General features: G+C 64.9%; 19 protein-coding genes and 1 tRNA gene. 7 read left to right on the top strand and 13 right to left on the bottom strand.

Translation table 11 applies throughout. From position 1 onward, the window contains the following. Positions 1 to 55 precede the first annotated feature (55 nt). The 5 genes from ASE85_RS18150 to rpsM form a co-directional block, all read right to left on the bottom strand. Positions 56 to 2,224, bottom strand: coding sequence for a prolyl oligopeptidase family serine peptidase (locus tag ASE85_RS18150; RefSeq protein WP_056691795.1), 2,169 nt, complete (start codon positions 2,222 to 2,224; stop codon positions 56 to 58). A 104-nt stretch (positions 2,225 to 2,328) separates the two neighbouring features. Then, positions 2,329 to 2,748 (bottom strand): 50S ribosomal protein L17, encoded by a 420-nt coding sequence (gene rplQ / locus ASE85_RS18145; protein WP_056691791.1) that lies wholly within the window; start codon positions 2,746 to 2,748, stop codon positions 2,329 to 2,331. Positions 2,749 to 2,870: 122 nt separating this feature from the next. Beyond that, positions 2,871 to 3,932, bottom strand: coding sequence for a DNA-directed RNA polymerase subunit alpha (locus ASE85_RS18140; RefSeq protein ID WP_056691788.1), 1,062 nt, complete (start codon positions 3,930 to 3,932; stop codon positions 2,871 to 2,873). Between the two features lie 121 nt (positions 3,933 to 4,053). Continuing rightward, on the bottom strand, positions 4,054 to 4,443 hold the full coding sequence (rpsK, locus tag ASE85_RS18135) for a 30S ribosomal protein S11 (protein WP_004208752.1): 390 nt from the start codon (positions 4,441 to 4,443) through the stop codon (positions 4,054 to 4,056). Positions 4,444 to 4,519: 76 nt separating this feature from the next. Then, positions 4,520 to 4,888, bottom strand: a complete 369-nt coding sequence (rpsM, locus tag ASE85_RS18130; RefSeq protein ID WP_056691786.1) for a 30S ribosomal protein S13 — start codon at positions 4,886 to 4,888, stop codon at positions 4,520 to 4,522. Between the two features lie 278 nt (positions 4,889 to 5,166). On the opposite strand from rpsM, the gene ASE85_RS18125 reads away from it, so the two are divergent. Continuing rightward, entirely contained in the window at positions 5,167 to 5,748 is a 582-nt protein-coding gene (locus ASE85_RS18125; RefSeq protein ID WP_056691783.1) for a hypothetical protein, read from the top strand. 438 nt (positions 5,749 to 6,186) lie between these two features. Here ASE85_RS18125 and ASE85_RS18120 read toward each other — a convergent pair whose 3' ends face one another. The 4 genes from ASE85_RS18120 to ASE85_RS18110 all read right to left on the bottom strand — a co-directional run bounded on the left by ASE85_RS18120 (position 6,187) and on the right by ASE85_RS18110 (position 8,608). Then, a complete protein-coding gene (locus ASE85_RS18120) occupies positions 6,187 to 6,483 on the bottom strand; it encodes a type II toxin-antitoxin system RelE/ParE family toxin (protein ID WP_056691781.1) in 297 nt (98 codons plus the stop codon). Further along, on the bottom strand, positions 6,483 to 6,668 hold the full coding sequence (locus tag ASE85_RS18115) for a hypothetical protein (protein WP_235523608.1): 186 nt from the start codon (positions 6,666 to 6,668) through the stop codon (positions 6,483 to 6,485). The genes ASE85_RS18120 and ASE85_RS18115 overlap by 1 nt, the downstream gene beginning before the upstream one ends. A 151-nt stretch (positions 6,669 to 6,819) precedes the next feature. After that, on the bottom strand, positions 6,820 to 6,927 hold the full coding sequence (locus tag ASE85_RS24475; protein ID WP_443018544.1) for a ribbon-helix-helix domain-containing protein: 108 nt from the start codon (positions 6,925 to 6,927) through the stop codon (positions 6,820 to 6,822). A 166-nt stretch (positions 6,928 to 7,093) separates the two neighbouring features. Beyond that, entirely contained in the window at positions 7,094 to 8,608 is a 1,515-nt protein-coding gene (locus ASE85_RS18110; RefSeq protein WP_056691775.1) for an acetyl-CoA hydrolase/transferase family protein, read from the bottom strand. A gap of 112 nt (positions 8,609 to 8,720) precedes the next feature. Here ASE85_RS18110 and ASE85_RS18105 point away from each other — a divergent pair, with 112 nt between their 5' ends. After that, a complete protein-coding gene (locus ASE85_RS18105) occupies positions 8,721 to 9,599 on the top strand; it encodes a LysR family transcriptional regulator (protein ID WP_056691772.1) in 879 nt (292 codons plus the stop codon). A gap of 7 nt (positions 9,600 to 9,606) precedes the next feature. Here the strand turns inward: ASE85_RS18105 and ASE85_RS18100 are convergent, their stop codons facing one another. The 4 genes from ASE85_RS18100 to ASE85_RS18090 form a co-directional block, all read right to left on the bottom strand. After that, a complete protein-coding gene (locus ASE85_RS18100; protein WP_056692061.1) occupies positions 9,607 to 9,876 on the bottom strand; it encodes a 3TM-type holin in 270 nt (89 codons plus the stop codon). A gap of 13 nt (positions 9,877 to 9,889) precedes the next feature. Next, positions 9,890 to 10,429, bottom strand: coding sequence for a glycoside hydrolase family 108 protein (locus ASE85_RS18095; protein WP_056691769.1), 540 nt, complete (start codon positions 10,427 to 10,429; stop codon positions 9,890 to 9,892). 85 nt (positions 10,430 to 10,514) lie between these two features. Then, a complete protein-coding gene (locus ASE85_RS23210) occupies positions 10,515 to 10,652 on the bottom strand; it encodes a hypothetical protein (RefSeq protein WP_156358416.1) in 138 nt (45 codons plus the stop codon). A gap of 230 nt (positions 10,653 to 10,882) precedes the next feature. Further along, positions 10,883 to 10,959: transfer RNA gene (locus ASE85_RS18090), tRNA-Pro, on the bottom strand. Positions 10,960 to 11,143: 184 nt separating this feature from the next. Here ASE85_RS18090 and yajC point away from each other — a divergent pair. The 5 genes from yajC to ASE85_RS18065 all read left to right on the top strand — a co-directional run bounded on the left by yajC (position 11,144) and on the right by ASE85_RS18065 (position 16,092). Further along, the gene (gene yajC, locus ASE85_RS18085) at positions 11,144 to 11,479 is read left to right on the top strand and encodes a preprotein translocase subunit YajC (RefSeq protein WP_056691766.1); all 336 of its coding nucleotides are present in this window, start codon (positions 11,144 to 11,146) and stop codon (positions 11,477 to 11,479) included. An 8-nt stretch (positions 11,480 to 11,487) separates the two neighbouring features. Next, positions 11,488 to 13,086, top strand: a complete 1,599-nt coding sequence (secD, locus tag ASE85_RS18080; protein WP_056691762.1) for a protein translocase subunit SecD — start codon at positions 11,488 to 11,490, stop codon at positions 13,084 to 13,086. 21 nt (positions 13,087 to 13,107) lie between these two features. Further along, on the top strand, positions 13,108 to 14,097 hold the full coding sequence (gene secF, locus ASE85_RS18075; protein ID WP_056691759.1) for a protein translocase subunit SecF: 990 nt from the start codon (positions 13,108 to 13,110) through the stop codon (positions 14,095 to 14,097). 47 nt (positions 14,098 to 14,144) lie between these two features. Then, a complete protein-coding gene (locus ASE85_RS18070; RefSeq protein WP_082462914.1) occupies positions 14,145 to 14,489 on the top strand; it encodes an Mth938-like domain-containing protein in 345 nt (114 codons plus the stop codon). A gap of 178 nt (positions 14,490 to 14,667) precedes the next feature. Beyond that, on the top strand, positions 14,668 to 16,092 hold the full coding sequence (locus ASE85_RS18065) for a M20/M25/M40 family metallo-hydrolase (protein ID WP_056691745.1): 1,425 nt from the start codon (positions 14,668 to 14,670) through the stop codon (positions 16,090 to 16,092). Positions 16,093 to 16,171 lie beyond the last annotated feature (79 nt).

The raw sequence follows: 16,171 nt of genomic DNA, 5'->3' as shown, positions 1-16,171 counted from the left end.
GCGTTCCCCGGCCTGCGCCGGGGAACGCAACGCCCGTTTCTTTGCGAGAGCGGGATTACTGGTCCGGCTTCGCGTTGATCTTCAGTCCCGTGAAATAAGCCGCGAAGCTGTAGCTGTCGGCATATTCCTCGATCAGCTTGTCGACCGGCTTGCCGGAGCCGTGGCCGGCGCGGGTTTCGACGCGGAGCAGGCGGGGGCGGGCGCCCAAGTCGGCGGCCTGGAGCGCGGCGGCATATTTGAAGCTGTGGGCGGGCACCACCCGATCGTCGGTGTCGGCGGTGGAGACGAGGATGGCGGGATAGGCCTTCCCACCCAAGATGTTGTGATAGGGCGAATAGCCGTAGAGCAGCGGGAAATCCTGCGGGCTTTCGGGCGATCCATAATCGTCGACCCAATAGCGACCTGCGGTGAAACGGTCGAAGCGCAGCATGTCCATGACGCCCACGGCCGGCAGCGCGGCGGCGAACAGGTCGGGGCGCTGGTTCACCACCGCGCCGACCAGAAGTCCGCCATTGGAGCGCCCCTCGATCGCGAGGCCGTCCTTTGTGGTGAAGCCGTTGGCCTTGAGATATTCTGCCGCTGCGATGAAATCGTCGAACACATTCTGCTTGTTCGCGCCGCGTCCTGCTTCATGCCAGGCCTTGCCATATTCGCCGCCGCCGCGAAGATTGGCGATGGCATAGACGCCGCCCTGTTCCAGCCAGGCCATGCGCGTGGCCGAATAGCCGGGCGTGAGGCTGATGTTGAAGCCGCCATAGCCGTAGAGAATGGTCGGCGCGGCGATGGCGCGATCGGCCAGCACCTTGCGCCGGATCACCGTCATCGGGATCAGCGTGCCGTCCTTGGAAGGGTAGAGCCGCTGTTCGACGCCGAAATCGTCGGGGTCGAAAGGCAAGTCGGGCTGGGCGAACAATTCGCTCTTCAGGCTGGTCGTATCGAAGCGATAGATGCTGGCCGGGGTGACGAAGCCGGAGAAGCTGAAGAAGGTTTCGGGATCGCCCTCCCGCCCGCCAAAGCCGGCCGCCGTGCCGAAGCCGGGCAGCGGCACGTCCGTCACCTTGCGCCCGTCCAGTTCGACCAGTTCGGCGACGGTCTGCGCGTCGCTCATATAGGCCAGGATTATGCGGTTGCCGACCAGCGAGCCGCCGGCCAGCGTTTCGGGCCGTTCGCGCACGATTTCGCGCGGGCGGCTGCGCGGGCGGGCGGCGTCCAGCGTCACCACCCGCATGTGCGCGGCATGATCGTCGGTCAGGAAATAGAGGCTGCGGTCGCGGCTGCCGATCAGGCGCCAGTCATGATCCAGCCCCTTGACCAGCGGGCGCGGCCGGACCGGGCCACCGGTGAGTTCGGCGATATGGAGTTCGCGGCGGGGGTCTATGCCCTGGAAGCTGCTGATCAGCAGCCAGCGGCCGTCGCTCGTCACCTGCGCCTGATGGCTGAGCGCGGGGCGATCGGGCGTGTCGTAGATGAGCTGGTCCTGCGCCTGGGCCGTGCCGACGCGGTGATAGTAGAGCTGCTGGTTCCGGTTGGCCGACTGGTAGGCTTCGCCATCCTGCGGCGCGGCGAAGCGGGAGTAGAAGAAGCCCTCCGCCCGGCCGTCCCACGCGATTTGCGAGAATTTCACCCAGTCGACCCGGTCGTCCAGCGTCTTGCCGCTGTCGACGTCGATCAGCCGGAGCGTGCGCCAGTCGCTGCCGGCGTCCTGCACGGCGTATGCGAGAGTGCGGCCATTGGGGGAGGGCACCCATTCGGCAAGCGCGCTGGCGCTGTCCTTCGCCCAGCCATTGGGATCGAGCAGCAGCCGTTGCTGCCCGGCCAGCCCTTCGCGGACATAGAGCGGGGTCTGGTTCTCCAGCCCCTTGTTATAACCGTAGAAATAGCGGCCCCCGGCTTTGCGCGGGACGGTGAAGCGACCATGCGAGAAAAGCGCCTGCATGCGCCCCTTGAGCGCCTCGCGGCCCGGCACGCCGTCCAGATAGCGGCGCGTGAGGCTGTTTTCCCGATCGACCCAGTCACGCACGGCGGGATCGGCGCGCAGGTCGTTTTCCAGCCAGCGATAGGGATCGGCGACCTTCACGCCGAAATGATCCTCGACCAGATCCAGCCGCTTGGCGATCGGATAGCGCAGGGCCGTATCGCCGGCGTCGATAGCGGCGCCCTCCGGCCCGGCGAGCGCAGGGGCGGCCGCGAGCAGCAGCGGCAGGATCAGGGCAGCGGCGCGCATCCTCTCTTTCGACTCTTCTTTTCCAAACGACAACAGGCCGTGGCTCCTAGAGAGCCACGGCCTGTTGGTAAAGCACCAGTCCTGCGGAACAGGACCGTGTTAGATCAGGCTTCTTCCAGCTCGTCGGCGCTGAAGACCGGACCGGAGTCCTGGCCCTTGGCATCGACGTCGCGGTCGACCAGTTCGATGATCGCCATCGGCGCCGCGTCCGAAGCGCGGAAACCGGCCTTGATCACGCGGGTATAGCCGCCGTTGCGGTCCTTGTAACGCTCGGCCAGGACTTCGAACAGCTTGGCGAGCTGCGCATCGTCCTTCAGGCGGGCGTCGGCCAGACGACGGTTGGACAGGCCACCCTTCTTGGCGAGGGTGATCAGCTTTTCGACGTAGGGACGCAGTTCCTTCGCCTTGGCGACGCCGGTCAGGATCTGCTCATGCTTGATGAGCGAGGCAGCCAGGTTGCGCAGCAGGGCGGTACGATGACCGGTGGCGCGCTGAAGCTTACGATGACCAACTTTATGACGCATTATATATTCCTTCGTTCGTTATGGGACCGTGCGAGGTATCCCGTACCAGGCGATTTTAAGGGGACCGCCCCGCATAACCCCATAAGGAAGCGGGTCGAAGCTGTGCCCCGACCCGAACCTTTTTAGCCCAGCAGCTCCTGTTCGAGCTTCTTGGCCATTTCCTCGATATTTTCCGGCGGCCAGCCGGGGATGTCCATGCCCAGGCGCAGGCCCATGGACGACAGCACTTCCTTGATTTCGTTCAGCGACTTGCGGCCGAAATTGGGGGTGCGCAGCATCTCGGCCTCGGTCTTCTGGACCAGATCGCCGATATAGATGATGTTGTCGTTCTTGAGGCAGTTGGCCGAGCGGACCGACAGTTCCAGTTCGTCCACCTTCTTGAGAAGATAACGGTTGATCTGGTTGGTGTCGCTTTCGCCTTCCGAAGCCGCAGCGGCGGTGTGACCCGCAGCAGGGGCGGCGGCGGGCAGCGCGTCCTCGAAATGGACGAACAACTGGAGCTGGTCCTGAAGGATGCGGGCGGCATAGGCCACCGCGTCTTCGGGTGTCACGGTGCCGTCGGTTTCGATGGTCAGCGACAGCTTGTCATAGTCCAGTTCCTGGCCGACGCGGGTGTTGTCCACCTTGTACGCGACCTGGCGGACCGGCGAGTAGAGCGCGTCGATCGGGATCAGACCGATGGGGGCATCGGCCGGACGGTTGGCGACGGCGGGGACATAGCCCTTGCCGACGTCGGCCGTCAGTTCCATGTTCAGGGTTGCGCCCTGATCGAGGTGACAGATGATCAGGTCCGGGTTCATCACTTCGATGTCGCCGACGACGCTGATATCGCCAGCCTTCACCACGGCGGGACCGGTGGCGGACAGTTGGAGACGCTTGGGGCCTTCGCCTTCCATGCGTAGCGCGACCTGCTTGATGTTCAGGACGATGTCGGTGACGTCTTCACGCACGCCGGCCAGCGACGAGAATTCGTGCAGGACGTTCTCGATCTTGATCGAGGTGACCGCCGCGCCCTGAAGCGAGGACAGAAGAACCCGGCGCAGCGCGTTGCCGAGCGTCAGGCCGAAGCCGCGCTCCAGCGGTTCGGCGACGAACGTCGCCTTGCGCTTGCCGTCGCCCGACGCCTTGATCTCAAGGCTGCTGGGCTTCTTCAATTCCTGCCAGTTCTTCATGTTGACAGTCATGTATTTCCCCTGGGGATGGGCCGAAACGCTTATGAAATCCTGACCCGACAGGAGCGTTTTGGCGATGCAAACGGGAAAACGGGCGACGCGTCCGCCGCCCGCATATCATGCAGCGCTGCGTTTAGACGCGGCGACGCTTGGACGGACGCACGCCGTTGTGCGGGATCGGCGTCACGTCGCGGATGGAGGTGATGTGGAAGCCGACGGCCTGCAATGCGCGCAGGGCCGACTCACGGCCCGAACCCGGACCCTTGACTTCGACTTCCAGGGTGCGGACGCCATGTTCGGCGGCCTTGCGACCAGCGTCTTCGGCGCACACCTGAGCGGCGTACGGGGTCGACTTGCGGCTGCCCTTGAAGCCCATCATGCCGGCCGAGGACCACGAAATCGCGTTGCCCTGGGCGTCGGTGATGGTCACCATGGTGTTGTTGAAGCTGGCGTTGACGTGCGCGACGCCGGCCGAGATGTTCTTGCGTTCGCGGCGCTTGATGCGCTGGGGTTCGCGTGCCATTTTGCTCTAATCCTACAAAAATCGTTTGAAAGCAGAAGTCGTCGGAGGGCCGTGCCGAAGCAGCGACCCTCAACGATTACTTCTTCTTACCGGCGATCGCCTTGGCCTTGCCCTTGCGGGTGCGCGCATTGGTGTGCGTGCGCTGGCCGCGGACCGGCAGGCCCTTGCGATGACGCAGACCGCGATAGCAGGCCAGATCCATCAGGCGCTTGATGTTCATCGCGGTGTCGCGACGCAGATCGCCTTCGACGGTCAGGTCGGCGTCGATCGTTTCGCGGATCTGGAGCACTTCGGCGTCCGAGAGATCCTGCACGCGACGGCTGTGGTCGATGCCCAGCTTGTCGGCGATATCGACGGCCGTCTTGCGACCGATGCCGTGAATGTAGGTGAGCGCGATGATCACGCGCTTGTTGGTCGGGATGTTCACACCCGCAATACGTGCCATGGTAATAGTTTCTCCTGCTCCACAGGGCCGGCTTGCGCCATCCCTATCTCAAAGCGTCAAGCCGGATTTCCCTGGCGAGGAAAAGCGGCCAATTACAAGGCCCCAGACGCAAAAAAGACGGCTAGTGCCAAAAGCACTGCCGCTCTCCGCATGGTGGGGAACGGGGCCTTTAGCGATTCGGCGGAAAATAGTCAATTGCCGTGCGGCCGGACGCAGAGGTTCGGCGGTTCGCCCCTTTTCCGGTTGAGTGGGGGAACGGGGTCCGGCATGGAAGGGGGATGCGTGTCCTTCCCTGCTTCGCCGCCTTCCTTCCCTCGCTGGTGCTGCTCGCGTCCTGCGTCGGTCCCGGTTCCGGCCCTGCCCGGCCGGTTCCTGCGCCTGCGCCTGCGCCAGCGCCCGGTCCCGCGCGCCCGGTTCCCGCGCCTGTGCCGCCGGCCCAGCCCGCCCCGGTCGCGACCGAATGGCAATATCGCCCCGCGACGCCGGGCAACTGGAGCTATCGCGCGGAGGCGGCGGGCGCCGTGGCGGTGTTCGGGCCGAGCGGGGCCGATGTGCGCCTGACGCTGCGCTGCGACCGGGCGAGTCGGCGGATCAGCCTGGCGCGGGCCGGGGCTGGCAGCGCAAGCGCGATCATCGTGCGCACCAGCTATGGCGCGACGAGCTGGCCCGCGACCCCGTCGAGCGGCGGCGCGAACGGCGTGGTGCCGCAGATCGTTGCCTTCCGCGCGGCGTCGGACACGGTGCTGGACCAGATCGCCTATAGCCGGGGCAAGTTCGCGGTCGAGGTGACCGGGCAGGCGGCGCTGATCGTCCCCGCCTGGGCCGAAGTGTCGCGCGTGATCGAGGATTGCCGGGGCTGACCCGCACGGCGCGTTCCGGGCCGAAGCGCGGACGCGGAAGTATGATTCGAAAAAAGATAATTACAAGTCTTGATCCTGTGCCTCGTCTGATTCACACTTCCTCTCGTGGCCGATCAGAGGTTGCAAGCGAAGTCGGTCACGCGGGCTTCAACATAGCGAAAGGAGGTGATCCGATGTCTCATGGTTCAGCAATGGGGTCGGTTCAGTCCATTCGGGAAACGCGCCGCTGAGCGACGCTTTTTAGCATCGATCCTTCACCCGTCAGCATGAAGAGCGCCGACACACAGGCTGTGTCTGCGGGTGGACGATAGCGCGATCACCGTTTTCCATGGGCGGTCTCCGGCCGCTGACCATGTCAATGATGGGCCGTCGGGGCGCAAGCGTCCGGCGGCCCCTCTCATGCCTGGGGAAGGTCGGGTCTCCGTCGGATCGGCCACGTCACGTCAATCCCAGGGCGCGATCATGGTCCTGGCCGGGGCCGATGATCCGATGGACGAACAGGCCTTCATGTCGGACCGAATAGAGGATGCCATATCCTTTGCAGGAGCGACGACGGATGCCATGTCGTTCATAGCGCGGGATCAAGGGAAAGGCGTTGGGCATCGTCGCTAACCGCTTCATTGCGTCACGAAGCTTTGCGATGAAACGGATGGCCCGGTCGGGATTGTCCCGTTCAACCCAGGCGTGAACGCCTTGAAGATCACGCACCGCCTGGCTCGACAGGCGGACGCGCATCAACGATGCGCAGGGTCGAGTCCACCGCGCACGTCGGCGACGATGGCATCCGACACCCTGTCGAGATCGACACCGCCACCGGCTTCCATTTCCCTGATGCTCTCGTTCAGAGAGGCATCCAGATCCTTGAGCCACCGCTCTTCATCTGCGGCACTGCTCTGGTCGCGGCGGATCAGGTCGCGCATATAGAGCATCGTGCGAAAAAGTGGGCGCCGGTTTTTCGCTTAAAACGATGCGAAAACAAAGAACTAGAGCATCGTGCGAAAAAGTGGGCGCCGGTTTTTCGCTTAAAACGATGCGAAAACAAACCACTGGAGCGCGCGACCTGCGTCGGATTTAACGCAGCGCGCTCTGGTCGCTGGCACTGGCATAACCGCCATCTTCTATGCGACTTTGCACAAAGTCCCGCAGGGGATCAGGCAAGGAGATATTCATGGTCGCCATGGAATGTCGCCTCCAGACCAGCTTCCATGGCAAAAATTGCCATGACATTCAATTTGCGGCTCATATGCTTAAATGCGGGCCTGCGTGCGCGCTCGCAGGCCCGCCGGGGATGATGCGGTCCGGCGATGACGCGCCGGCAGCGAGGCCACCCAGCGCGCCATCGCGCCTACCCTCGCATCGTACCTGTATCCATATAGCGCTGGTGCCAGGCGAGCGCTTCGCCCGGCAGCATCGGCGATTGCAGGCCGAAACTGCCTTTCATCGCCCGCGCATAATAGTCCGCCAGCATCGGCCGGTAATCGGGATGGGCGCAACGGGCGATGATCTGCTCCGCGCGCTGGCGTGGGGCGAGGCCGCGCAGGTCGGCCAAGCCCTGTTCTGTGACGATCACCTGCACATCCTGATTGATATGGTCGACATGGCTGCAATGCGGCACGATGGCGGAAATCTTGCCGCCCTTGGCCGTGGAGGGCGTCATGAAGATCGACAGATAGGCGTTGCGGGCAAAGTCGCCCGATCCGCCGATGCCGTTCTGGATCCGCGATCCCATCAGGTGCGTGCTGTTGACGTTGCCATAGATGTCGGCCTCGATCAGGCCGTTCATCGCGATGCAGCCGAGGCGCCGGACCAGTTCGGGATGGTTGCTGATCTCCTGCGGGCGCAGCAGCATCCTGTCGCGATAGCGGCCCATATCGGCATTGAGCCGGGTGGCGGCCTGCGGGCTGAGCGAGAAGGCGGTGGCGCTCGCCATGCGCAGCTTGCCCGAATCCAGCAGGTCCAGCATCCCGTCCTGAATGACTTCGGTATAGGCGACCATGTCTTGGAAGGGCGCGTCGATCAAGCCGGTCAGCACGGCATTGGCGATATTGCCGACACCCGATTGCAACGGCAGGAGTGAGGCGGGCAGGCGGCCCTGACGCACTTCATGGCCGAGAAAATCGAGGAGATGGCCGGCGATCGCATGGGCAGTCGCATCGGGCGGGGAGAAAGGCGCATTGCGGTCCGGCGCGTCGGTTTCGACCACCGCGATCACCTTGGCCGGATCGCAGCGGAAGGTCGGCTGGCCGATGCGCTGGTCGGCGCGGACCAGCGGGATGGGCTGGCGATGGGGCGGCAGGGCGGTGCCGTAATAGATGTCGTGCATCCCCTCCAGCGCGGGGTTCTGCCAGCGATTGACCTCCAGGATGACGCTCTTCGCCCGGTCGATCCATGTCTTGTTGTTGCCGACCGAGGCGGAGGGGATGAGGTCGCCATTGGCAGTGATGCCGGTGACTTCGACCACCGCGACGTCGAGTTCGCCGAGGAAGCCCTGCCATGCCATCGGCGCGACCTGGCTCAAGTGCATGTCGAAATAGTGCATCTGCCCGGCATTGATGCGTTCGCGGGCGATGGGGTCGCTATTATAGGGCAGGCGATATTCGATGCCGTCCGCCTTCGCCAGCGCGCCGTCCAGTTCCGGCCCGGTGGATGCGCCGGTCCAGATCTTGACGCGGAAGGGGTCGCCGGCGGCATGGGCGGCGGTGATGCGGTCGGCCAGCGCCAGCGGCACCGCCTTGGGATAGCCGGAGCCGGTAAAGCCGCTCATGCCCACGGTCATGCCGTCACGGATGAGCACGGCGGCCTCTGCTGCGGTGCGGCTTTTGGCGGCCAGTCCGGCGTGAGCGATACGGGGTGCGGTCATCCTCTCATCCTCCTCGCGCCCGTCATGGTGGGGCGTGGCGATGCAGGTGTGGCCTTTTGGTGCCGGGGACAATAAGGATTGGCCGCACAATATCTGTGCGTAAGGCGTGTAAATGTCTGACCTGTTGATCGCTTTGCGAACATTGATCCGTCTGGTCGAGGTGCCCAGTTTCTCGCGCGTGGGCAGGGAAGTGCATGCCAGCCATACGACGATCGCCCGGCGGCTGGACCTGGTGGAGGCGCATTTCGGCGTCCGCCTGTTCCATCGCACGACGCGGCGGCTGGTGCCGACGGCCGATGCGGACCAGTTGCTGGTCCATGTGCGCACGATGCTGGATGCGCTGGATCTGGCGGAAGCGGACTTCGGGCCGGAGCGGGACCAGCCGCACGGGCTGGTGCGGATCGGCCTGACCACCGCGCTCGGCCTCTATTATGTCGAGCGGCTGGGCGAGCTGGGGCGGCGCTATCCGGGGTTGCAGATCGACTGCGCCATGACCGACTGGCAGCGCGACGTGGTGGAGGATCGGCTCGATCTGGCCGTGCGGGTCGGGCCGATCGGCGATGACAATTTGGTCGCGCACCCTTTGGGGCGGCTGGCGCGGCGGCTGGTGGCGCATCCCGACTATCTGGCCGCGCAGGGCGTGCCGGCGTCGGTTGATGCGCTGACGGGGCATCAGTGCATCGCCTATGCCTATGGCGACATGCCCGCGCGCTGGACGATCGACGGGCGCGAGCGGCTGGTGAAGGGGCTGTTCCGGTCGGACAATAGCGAGGCCGTGCATCGCGCGGCGTTGAGCGGCCTGGGCATCGCGTTGCTGCCGGCGATCCGGGTGGCGGGGGATATGGCGGCGGGGCGGCTGGTGCCGGTCTTGCCCGACAGCGCCATCGCCCCGCTCGACATTTTCGCGGTCCACCCCTCCCGCCGCCGCCTGCCGCCGCGTGCGCGGATCGTGCTGGACTTCATCAAGGCGCATTTCCCGGCGGAGGGGTGAGTGGCTGTTACCGTTCGCTCCCCTTCGCCTTCCCCCAGGCGCGCGCAGCGGTATAGCCCAGATAGCCGGTGCCGAAGAGCGCGTAGAGCGGTTCGGGCAGCGCGTTGAGATAGGCGCGCATGCCCATGGTGATCGCCGCTGCCATGTCCGGTCGCACCCCGGCGATCAGGCCCATGGGCAGCGACCAGAGCAACAACGCATACATGACATAGAGAAAGGCGGGGCGCGCGCGCTGCGTCCAGAGGTCGGTCGATTCGTTGTCGCCATCCTGTTGCATCGTCACACCTCCCTTAACCGATCCGGTTGGCGAGCCAGCCATAGAGGAAGGCTTCGTTGGCCGGTCGCTGCTCCGCCAGCGCGACATAGCGTTCGCCTTGCAGCGCTTCGAACGCCTTGAGCAGGACCTTGTCGCCGGCGGCCCCGCGCAGGGCACGGAAGGCGGTCAGCGCGGCGAGGGTGCGCGCGCCGACCTGCCGGTCGACCTTGAGGTCGGGATAGTCCTTCTGGTTGCGATTGAGCGCGTTAAGCGCACGCTGGAGAAAGCCCGTCGCGGTCGAAACGCCCATATTGATGCCGGTATCGAACAGTTCCGCTGCGATCGGCCCGCTCATTTCCGCGATGAAGGCATAGCCGGGCCGCTCCCAATAGAGGCGGCGATAGATCCCCTCCGCGACGCCGCGTGGCAGCGCCTTCATGTCGCCCACATAGCCATTGGCGCGGGCGACGCCGAGCGTGATGCCCATATTGGTGGGGCCGCCGCGATCGGCGGGATGATCGCTATAACCGCCCTCGCGGGCAATGACCTCGTCGACCAGGTCGTGAATATCCATATGCGCCTCCTATTTGGAATGAGGCGAATCATTTATCCCATATGGTTCGTTGTAGGACAGAGTATAAATTACGTCACGCCCCATGTCAGTCGCGCGGCGTGCGACGGTCCGGCTTGGGCGCGATGGCGATATTGCGCTTCATCCAGCGCTGGATATGCGTCAGGCCGAGACGAAGGACCACCAGCAGGATGGCGCCCAGAGCTGCTCCGGTCATCAGATACATCGGATTGTCCTTCCCGTTATCGCTGGATCAAGCGGCAAGGGGCGGTCTTCGTTCCCGTGTTTCAAGGCAAGGCCCTGTCGAGCCATAAGGTGCATGGCGATAGGCGCGCGGGGAAAAGATGAGCGTGGCTGGCTTCATGGCTTCATGCCTGCTGCATGATCCCTCCCGCGCCCGCGCGTGAGAGATTTTCCGGCGTCCGTCCCCTTGATGGCCGCTTCTTCCGAAAATATTGGTCGGGACGAGAGGATTCGAACCTCCGACCCCCACACCCCCAGTGTGATGCGCTACCAGGCTGCGCTACGTCCCGACCGGAGGGCGCCCAATATAAGCAGCGGATTAAAAGCGCAAGCGCTCAATTGCATCCGCCGTCACCGATCGTCGTAATCCCTAATCATATTGCCTCTTGCCCCCCATCTATGTTAGCCGCCCGCCCTTGATCCGTGCATGCCGACTGGGCGTGTGCGACCGACAGATACAAGGCAGTCCCACCCATGTTCATTACCCCAGCCTTTGCCCAGACCGCGGGCGGGCAAGCCTCCGGCGCCGGAATCCTGGTACAGATGGCGCCGCTGGTCCTGATCTTCGTCGTCTTCTATTTCCTGCTGATCCGTCCGCAGCAAAAGAAGCTGAAGGAGCACAAGGCCAAGATCGACGCCGTGAAGAAGGGCGATCAGGTCATCACCGGTGGCGGTCTGGTCGGCAAGGTCGTGCGCGTGGACGAGATTTACGCCGATATCGAACTGGCGCCCGGCCTGAAGGTCAAGGCGGTCAAGTCGACCCTGACCGAGGTGATCGACCCCACCGCCGCCAAGCCCGCGAACGACTGAGCCACCCCATGCTGAACTTTTCGCGCTGGGCGGTCTTTGCGATCATCCTGCCTCTGGCGATCGGCGTGTTGTGCGCCATTCCCAGCTTCCTGCCCGACGCGACCGTCGCGCACCTGCCGCGCTTCATGCAGACGCGCGTCAATCTGGGCCTCGACCTGTCGGGCGGCAGCCATCTGCTGCTCGAAGCGTCGACGCAGGATGTCGCCAAGCAGCGCCTGACCAATATGGAGGATCAGGTCCGCACCGAACTGCGCCGGAGCGATCCCAGGATCGCGATCGGCGACATTTCGAGCCGCGACGGGAAGCTCAGCTTCATGGTCCGCGAGCCGAGCCAGGTGGACGCCGCCGTCGAGCGCATCCGGCCGCTGACGCAGGGCGCGGGGCTGACCGGCCAGCGCGACTTCAATGTCGAGGTGGTCAACAGCTCCACCATCGTCATCACGCCCACCGATGCCGGCATCAAGAGCGCGGTGAAGAGCGCGATGGAAGTCGCGACCGAAGTGATCCGCAAGCGCATCGACGAAATGGGTACGCGCGAACCCACGATCCAGCAGCAGGGCGACAATCGCATCGTCGTGCAGGTGCCGGGTCTGGGCGATCCCAAGGCGCTGAAGGATCTGCTGGGCCAGACCGCCAAGCTGGAATTCAAGCTGGTCGACACGACCGCCAACCCGTCCGAAGTGGCGCAGGGGCGTGCGCCGGTGGGCAGCGAAGTGCTGAAATATCCCGCCAACCCGTCGGGCGTGCCGTTCATCGCGGTCAAGCGTCAGGTGATGGTGTCGGGCGAGGATCTGACCGACGCGACGCAGGGATATGACCAAAGCAATCAGGCGATCGTCAACATCCGCTTCAACAGTGCGGGAGGCCGTCGGTTCGGGCAGGTGACGTCGCAGAATGTCAACCGCCCCTTCGCCATCATTCTCGACAATCAGGTGCTGTCGGCGCCGAACATCAACGAACCGATTCTGGGCGGCAGCGCGCAGATCGCCGGCAGCTTCACCGTGGAAAGCGCCAACCAGCTCGCCATCGCGCTGCGTTCGGGCAAGCTGCCCGTCGCGCTGACGGTGGTTGAGGAACGCACGGTCGGGCCGGGGCTGGGTGCGGATTCGATCCGCGCCGGCCTGATCGCGTCGATCGTCGCCGTCGTGGCGGTCGCCGCCTTCATGTTCGTCAGCTACGGCCGGTTCGGCATGTATGCCAACCTGGCGGTCGCCATCAACGTGGCGGTCATCCTGGGCGTGATGGGCATGCTGGGCGCGACGCTGACGTTGCCGGGCATCGCCGGTTTCGTGCTGACCATCGGCACTGCGGTCGACGCGAACGTGCTGATTTACGAGCGTATTCGCGAGGAGCGGCGACGCGGGCGCAATGTCGTGGCGTCGATCGAACATGGCTATAAGGAAGCGAGCCGCACGATCTTCGAAGCGAACGTGACCCACGCCATCGCGGGCGGCATCATGCTGGCGCTGGGGTCGGGGCCGGTGAAGGGCTTCGCCATCGTGCTGCTGATCGGCATTGCGACCAGCGTGTTCACCGCCGTCACCTTCACCCGCATGGTCGTCGCGAACTGGGTGCGCCGCACCCGTCCGACCGACATTCATATTTAAGAGGGGCGGGAGGACACACCCATGAAACTTCTCAAGCTCGTCCCCGACAATACCAATATCGGCTTCGTCGCCGTACGCAAATGGGCGTTCGCGCTCACTGCGCTGCTGACGGTGCTGGCGGTCGGCGCAACCGCGCACAAGGGCCTGAACCTTGGCGTCGATTTCGTCGGCGGCCTGATGATCGAGGCGAAATTCCCGCAGGCGGTGGAAACCGACAAGGTCCGCGCGACCATCGGATCGCTGGGCGTGGGCGAAAGCTCGCTCCAGCAGTTCGGCGATCCCAAGACCGTGCAGATCCGTCTGCCGCTACCCGAACAGGGTGGCGCCGGCGCGGCCAATGCGGTGGTGGAAAAGACCCGCAAGGCGATGACGGCGCAGTTCCCCGGCGTCACCTTCTCCCGCTACGACACGGTATCGGGCAAGGTGTCGGGCGAGCTGATCCAGAATGGCGTGCTGGCGGTGGTGCTGGCGATCCTGGGCATCGCGGTGTTCAGCTGGTTCCGCTACGAATGGCAGTTCGGCGTCTCGACCTTCGTCGCGATCGTGCATGATGTGCTGATGACGCTGGGCTTCTTCGCGATCACGCAGTTGGAGTTCGACCTCAACATCATCGCCGCCGTGCTGACCATCGTGGGCTATTCGATCAACGACAAGATGGTGATCGACGACCGTATCCGCGAAAATATGCGCAAATATCGCAAGATGGACATGAAGTCGCTGATCGACCTGTCCGTCAACGAAACCCTGCCGCGCACGGTCATGACGTCGGTGACGATCCTGCTGGCGCTGGGTGCGCTGTTGTTGCTGGGCGGCCATGTGCTGCGCGGCTTCACCGCGGCCATGATGCTGGGCATCATCGTGGGCACCTACTCGTCGGTCTATGTGTCGTCTTCGCTGCTCATCTCGCTGGGCCTCAGCCCGCAGACGTCGGAGAAGAAGGCGGGCAAGAAGGGTGATTATGCCGGGACGGCCGAGCGCGTTGGACCCCGTGACGACGGCGCCAAGCCCTGAGCGATTCCGGTATCAAGCTCCGTCGCGACGATAGCGGGCAGGGGCCGATCGTCACCGGCTTTCAGGGCCGGGGCTTCCGGGTGCGCGACGATGTGTTTCCGCACGGCCTGTTGCTCAGCCCGGTCCGGGCGCTGGCCTGGGCCGATGCGCCGGCGTCGGTGGATGCGCTGACGGTGGAGGCGCTGGGCGACCTGTTCGGCACCGATCCGCGCCCTGAATTCCTGCTGCTGGGCACCGGCGTGGGATTGCGCCAGCCGCCGCGCCCCTTCGTCCGCGCGGTCGAGGCGCTGGGGATCGGTGTGGAGGCGATGGACAGCCGTGCCGCCGCCCGCGCCTGGGGCGTGTTGCGCGCCGAAGAGCGGCAGATCGTTGCGGCTCTGCTGCCGCTGTAAGGCACTGCGGTTGTCACGACGCTGTTCCCCGGCGCAGGCCGGGGTCCAGTATTCGAGGTCTGAACTGGACCCCGGCCTGCGCCGGGGACCATGATGGCACTCTTGTTTCGGGCAGTGCTTGCCCTCCCGCCCCGCTTTGGCCAAGCTGCGCCCCTCTTGCACCAGAGGGGCTTTTTTCATGGCATTTCACCGTCCCGCCACCGCGCTGATCGCTGCGCTGTTTGTCACAACCAGCGCATATGCCGCCACGCCCGATGCGCAGGCGCGGGGGGACGAGCCGGCCTTCCGTGCGCTCTACAAGGAACTGGTGGAAACCGATTCGAGCTGGCCGGACGGCAGTTGTACGCTCGCGGCGGAGCGGATGGGGGCGCGGCTGAAAGCGGCGGGCTATGCCGACGGCGACATCGCGATCGTCACCGACCCAGCGCACCCGAAGGAAGGCAATCTGACCGCCATCCTGCGCGGCAGCAATGCCAGGCTGCCGGCCGTCCTGCTGCTTGCCCATATCGACGTGGTGGCGGCCAAGCGCAGCGACTGGGAGCGCGACCCCTTCACCCTGATCGAGGAGGGCGGCTATTTCTATGGCCGGGGTACGTCCGATGACAAGGCGATGGCGGCGGCTTTCACCGACCAGATGATCCGCTACAAGACCGAGGGCTACAAACCCAGGCGCACGATCAAGCTGGCGCTGACCTGCGGCGAGGAGACGGAGAAGGCCCTGAACGGCGTTGAATATCTGCTCAAGAACCGGCCCGATGCACTGAAGGCCGGATGGGCATTGAACGAGGGCGGCGGCGGGTCGCTGGACGAAGCGGGCAAGCCGGTCAGCCAGGGCGTGCAGGCGGGCGAGAAGGTCTATCAGGACTTCACCCTGACCGCGACCGCACCGGGCGGGCACAGCTCGCGCCAGACGCCCCGTTTCAACGCGATCGGCTGGATGGCGGCGGCACTGGCGCGGATCAACGACTATGATTTCCCGGTCAACCTGACCCCGGCGGCCAAGGCCTATTTCGGGGCGTCGGCGCCGCTCTATCCGGCCAAGGTGTCGGCGGCGATGGCGGCTATCGGCGCGGGCAAGGCGAGCGAGGCGGATTACGCCGCGGTGTCGGCCGAGAGCGCGAGCTGGAACGCGACGCTGCGCACCACCTGCATCCCCACGCTGATTTCCGGCGGCCATGCGCCCAATGCCCAGCCGCAGTCGGTGACCGCCAATGTCAATTGCCGCATCATTCCGGGCGAGGCCGTGGACACCGTGTTGGCGCGATTGAGCGAGGTGGCCGCCGATCTCAAGGTCAAGGTGACGCTGGCCGATCCGCCGCAGCCCAAATCCTCCGCGCCCGAACTGACGCCGCAGATCATGGGGCCGATCGAGGCGTTGACCAAGGAAATGTGGCCGGGCGTGCCGGTGATCCCGCGCCTGGCGACCGGGGCGACCGACGGGCGTTTCACCAATGCGGCGGGCATCCCGACCTATGGCGTGTCGGGCATGTTCGCCGACCCGGACGGGCAGGGCGTCCATGGCCTGAACGAGCGCATCCGCGTCAAATCGCTGCTGGACGGGCGGGCGTTCCTCTACCGGCTGGTGAAGCTGTATACGGAATGAGGTGTTTTGGATGGGGATGGTACGTCAACCCTTCCCCCGTTCGGGCTGAGCCTGTCGAAGCGTCTTCCTCTCTGTGAGC

The organism is Sphingobium sp. Leaf26, from assembly GCF_001421665.1.
Taxonomy (GTDB): Bacteria; Pseudomonadota; Alphaproteobacteria; order Sphingomonadales; family Sphingomonadaceae; genus Sphingobium.
This window is presented reverse-complemented; position numbering and strand designations above follow the sequence as displayed.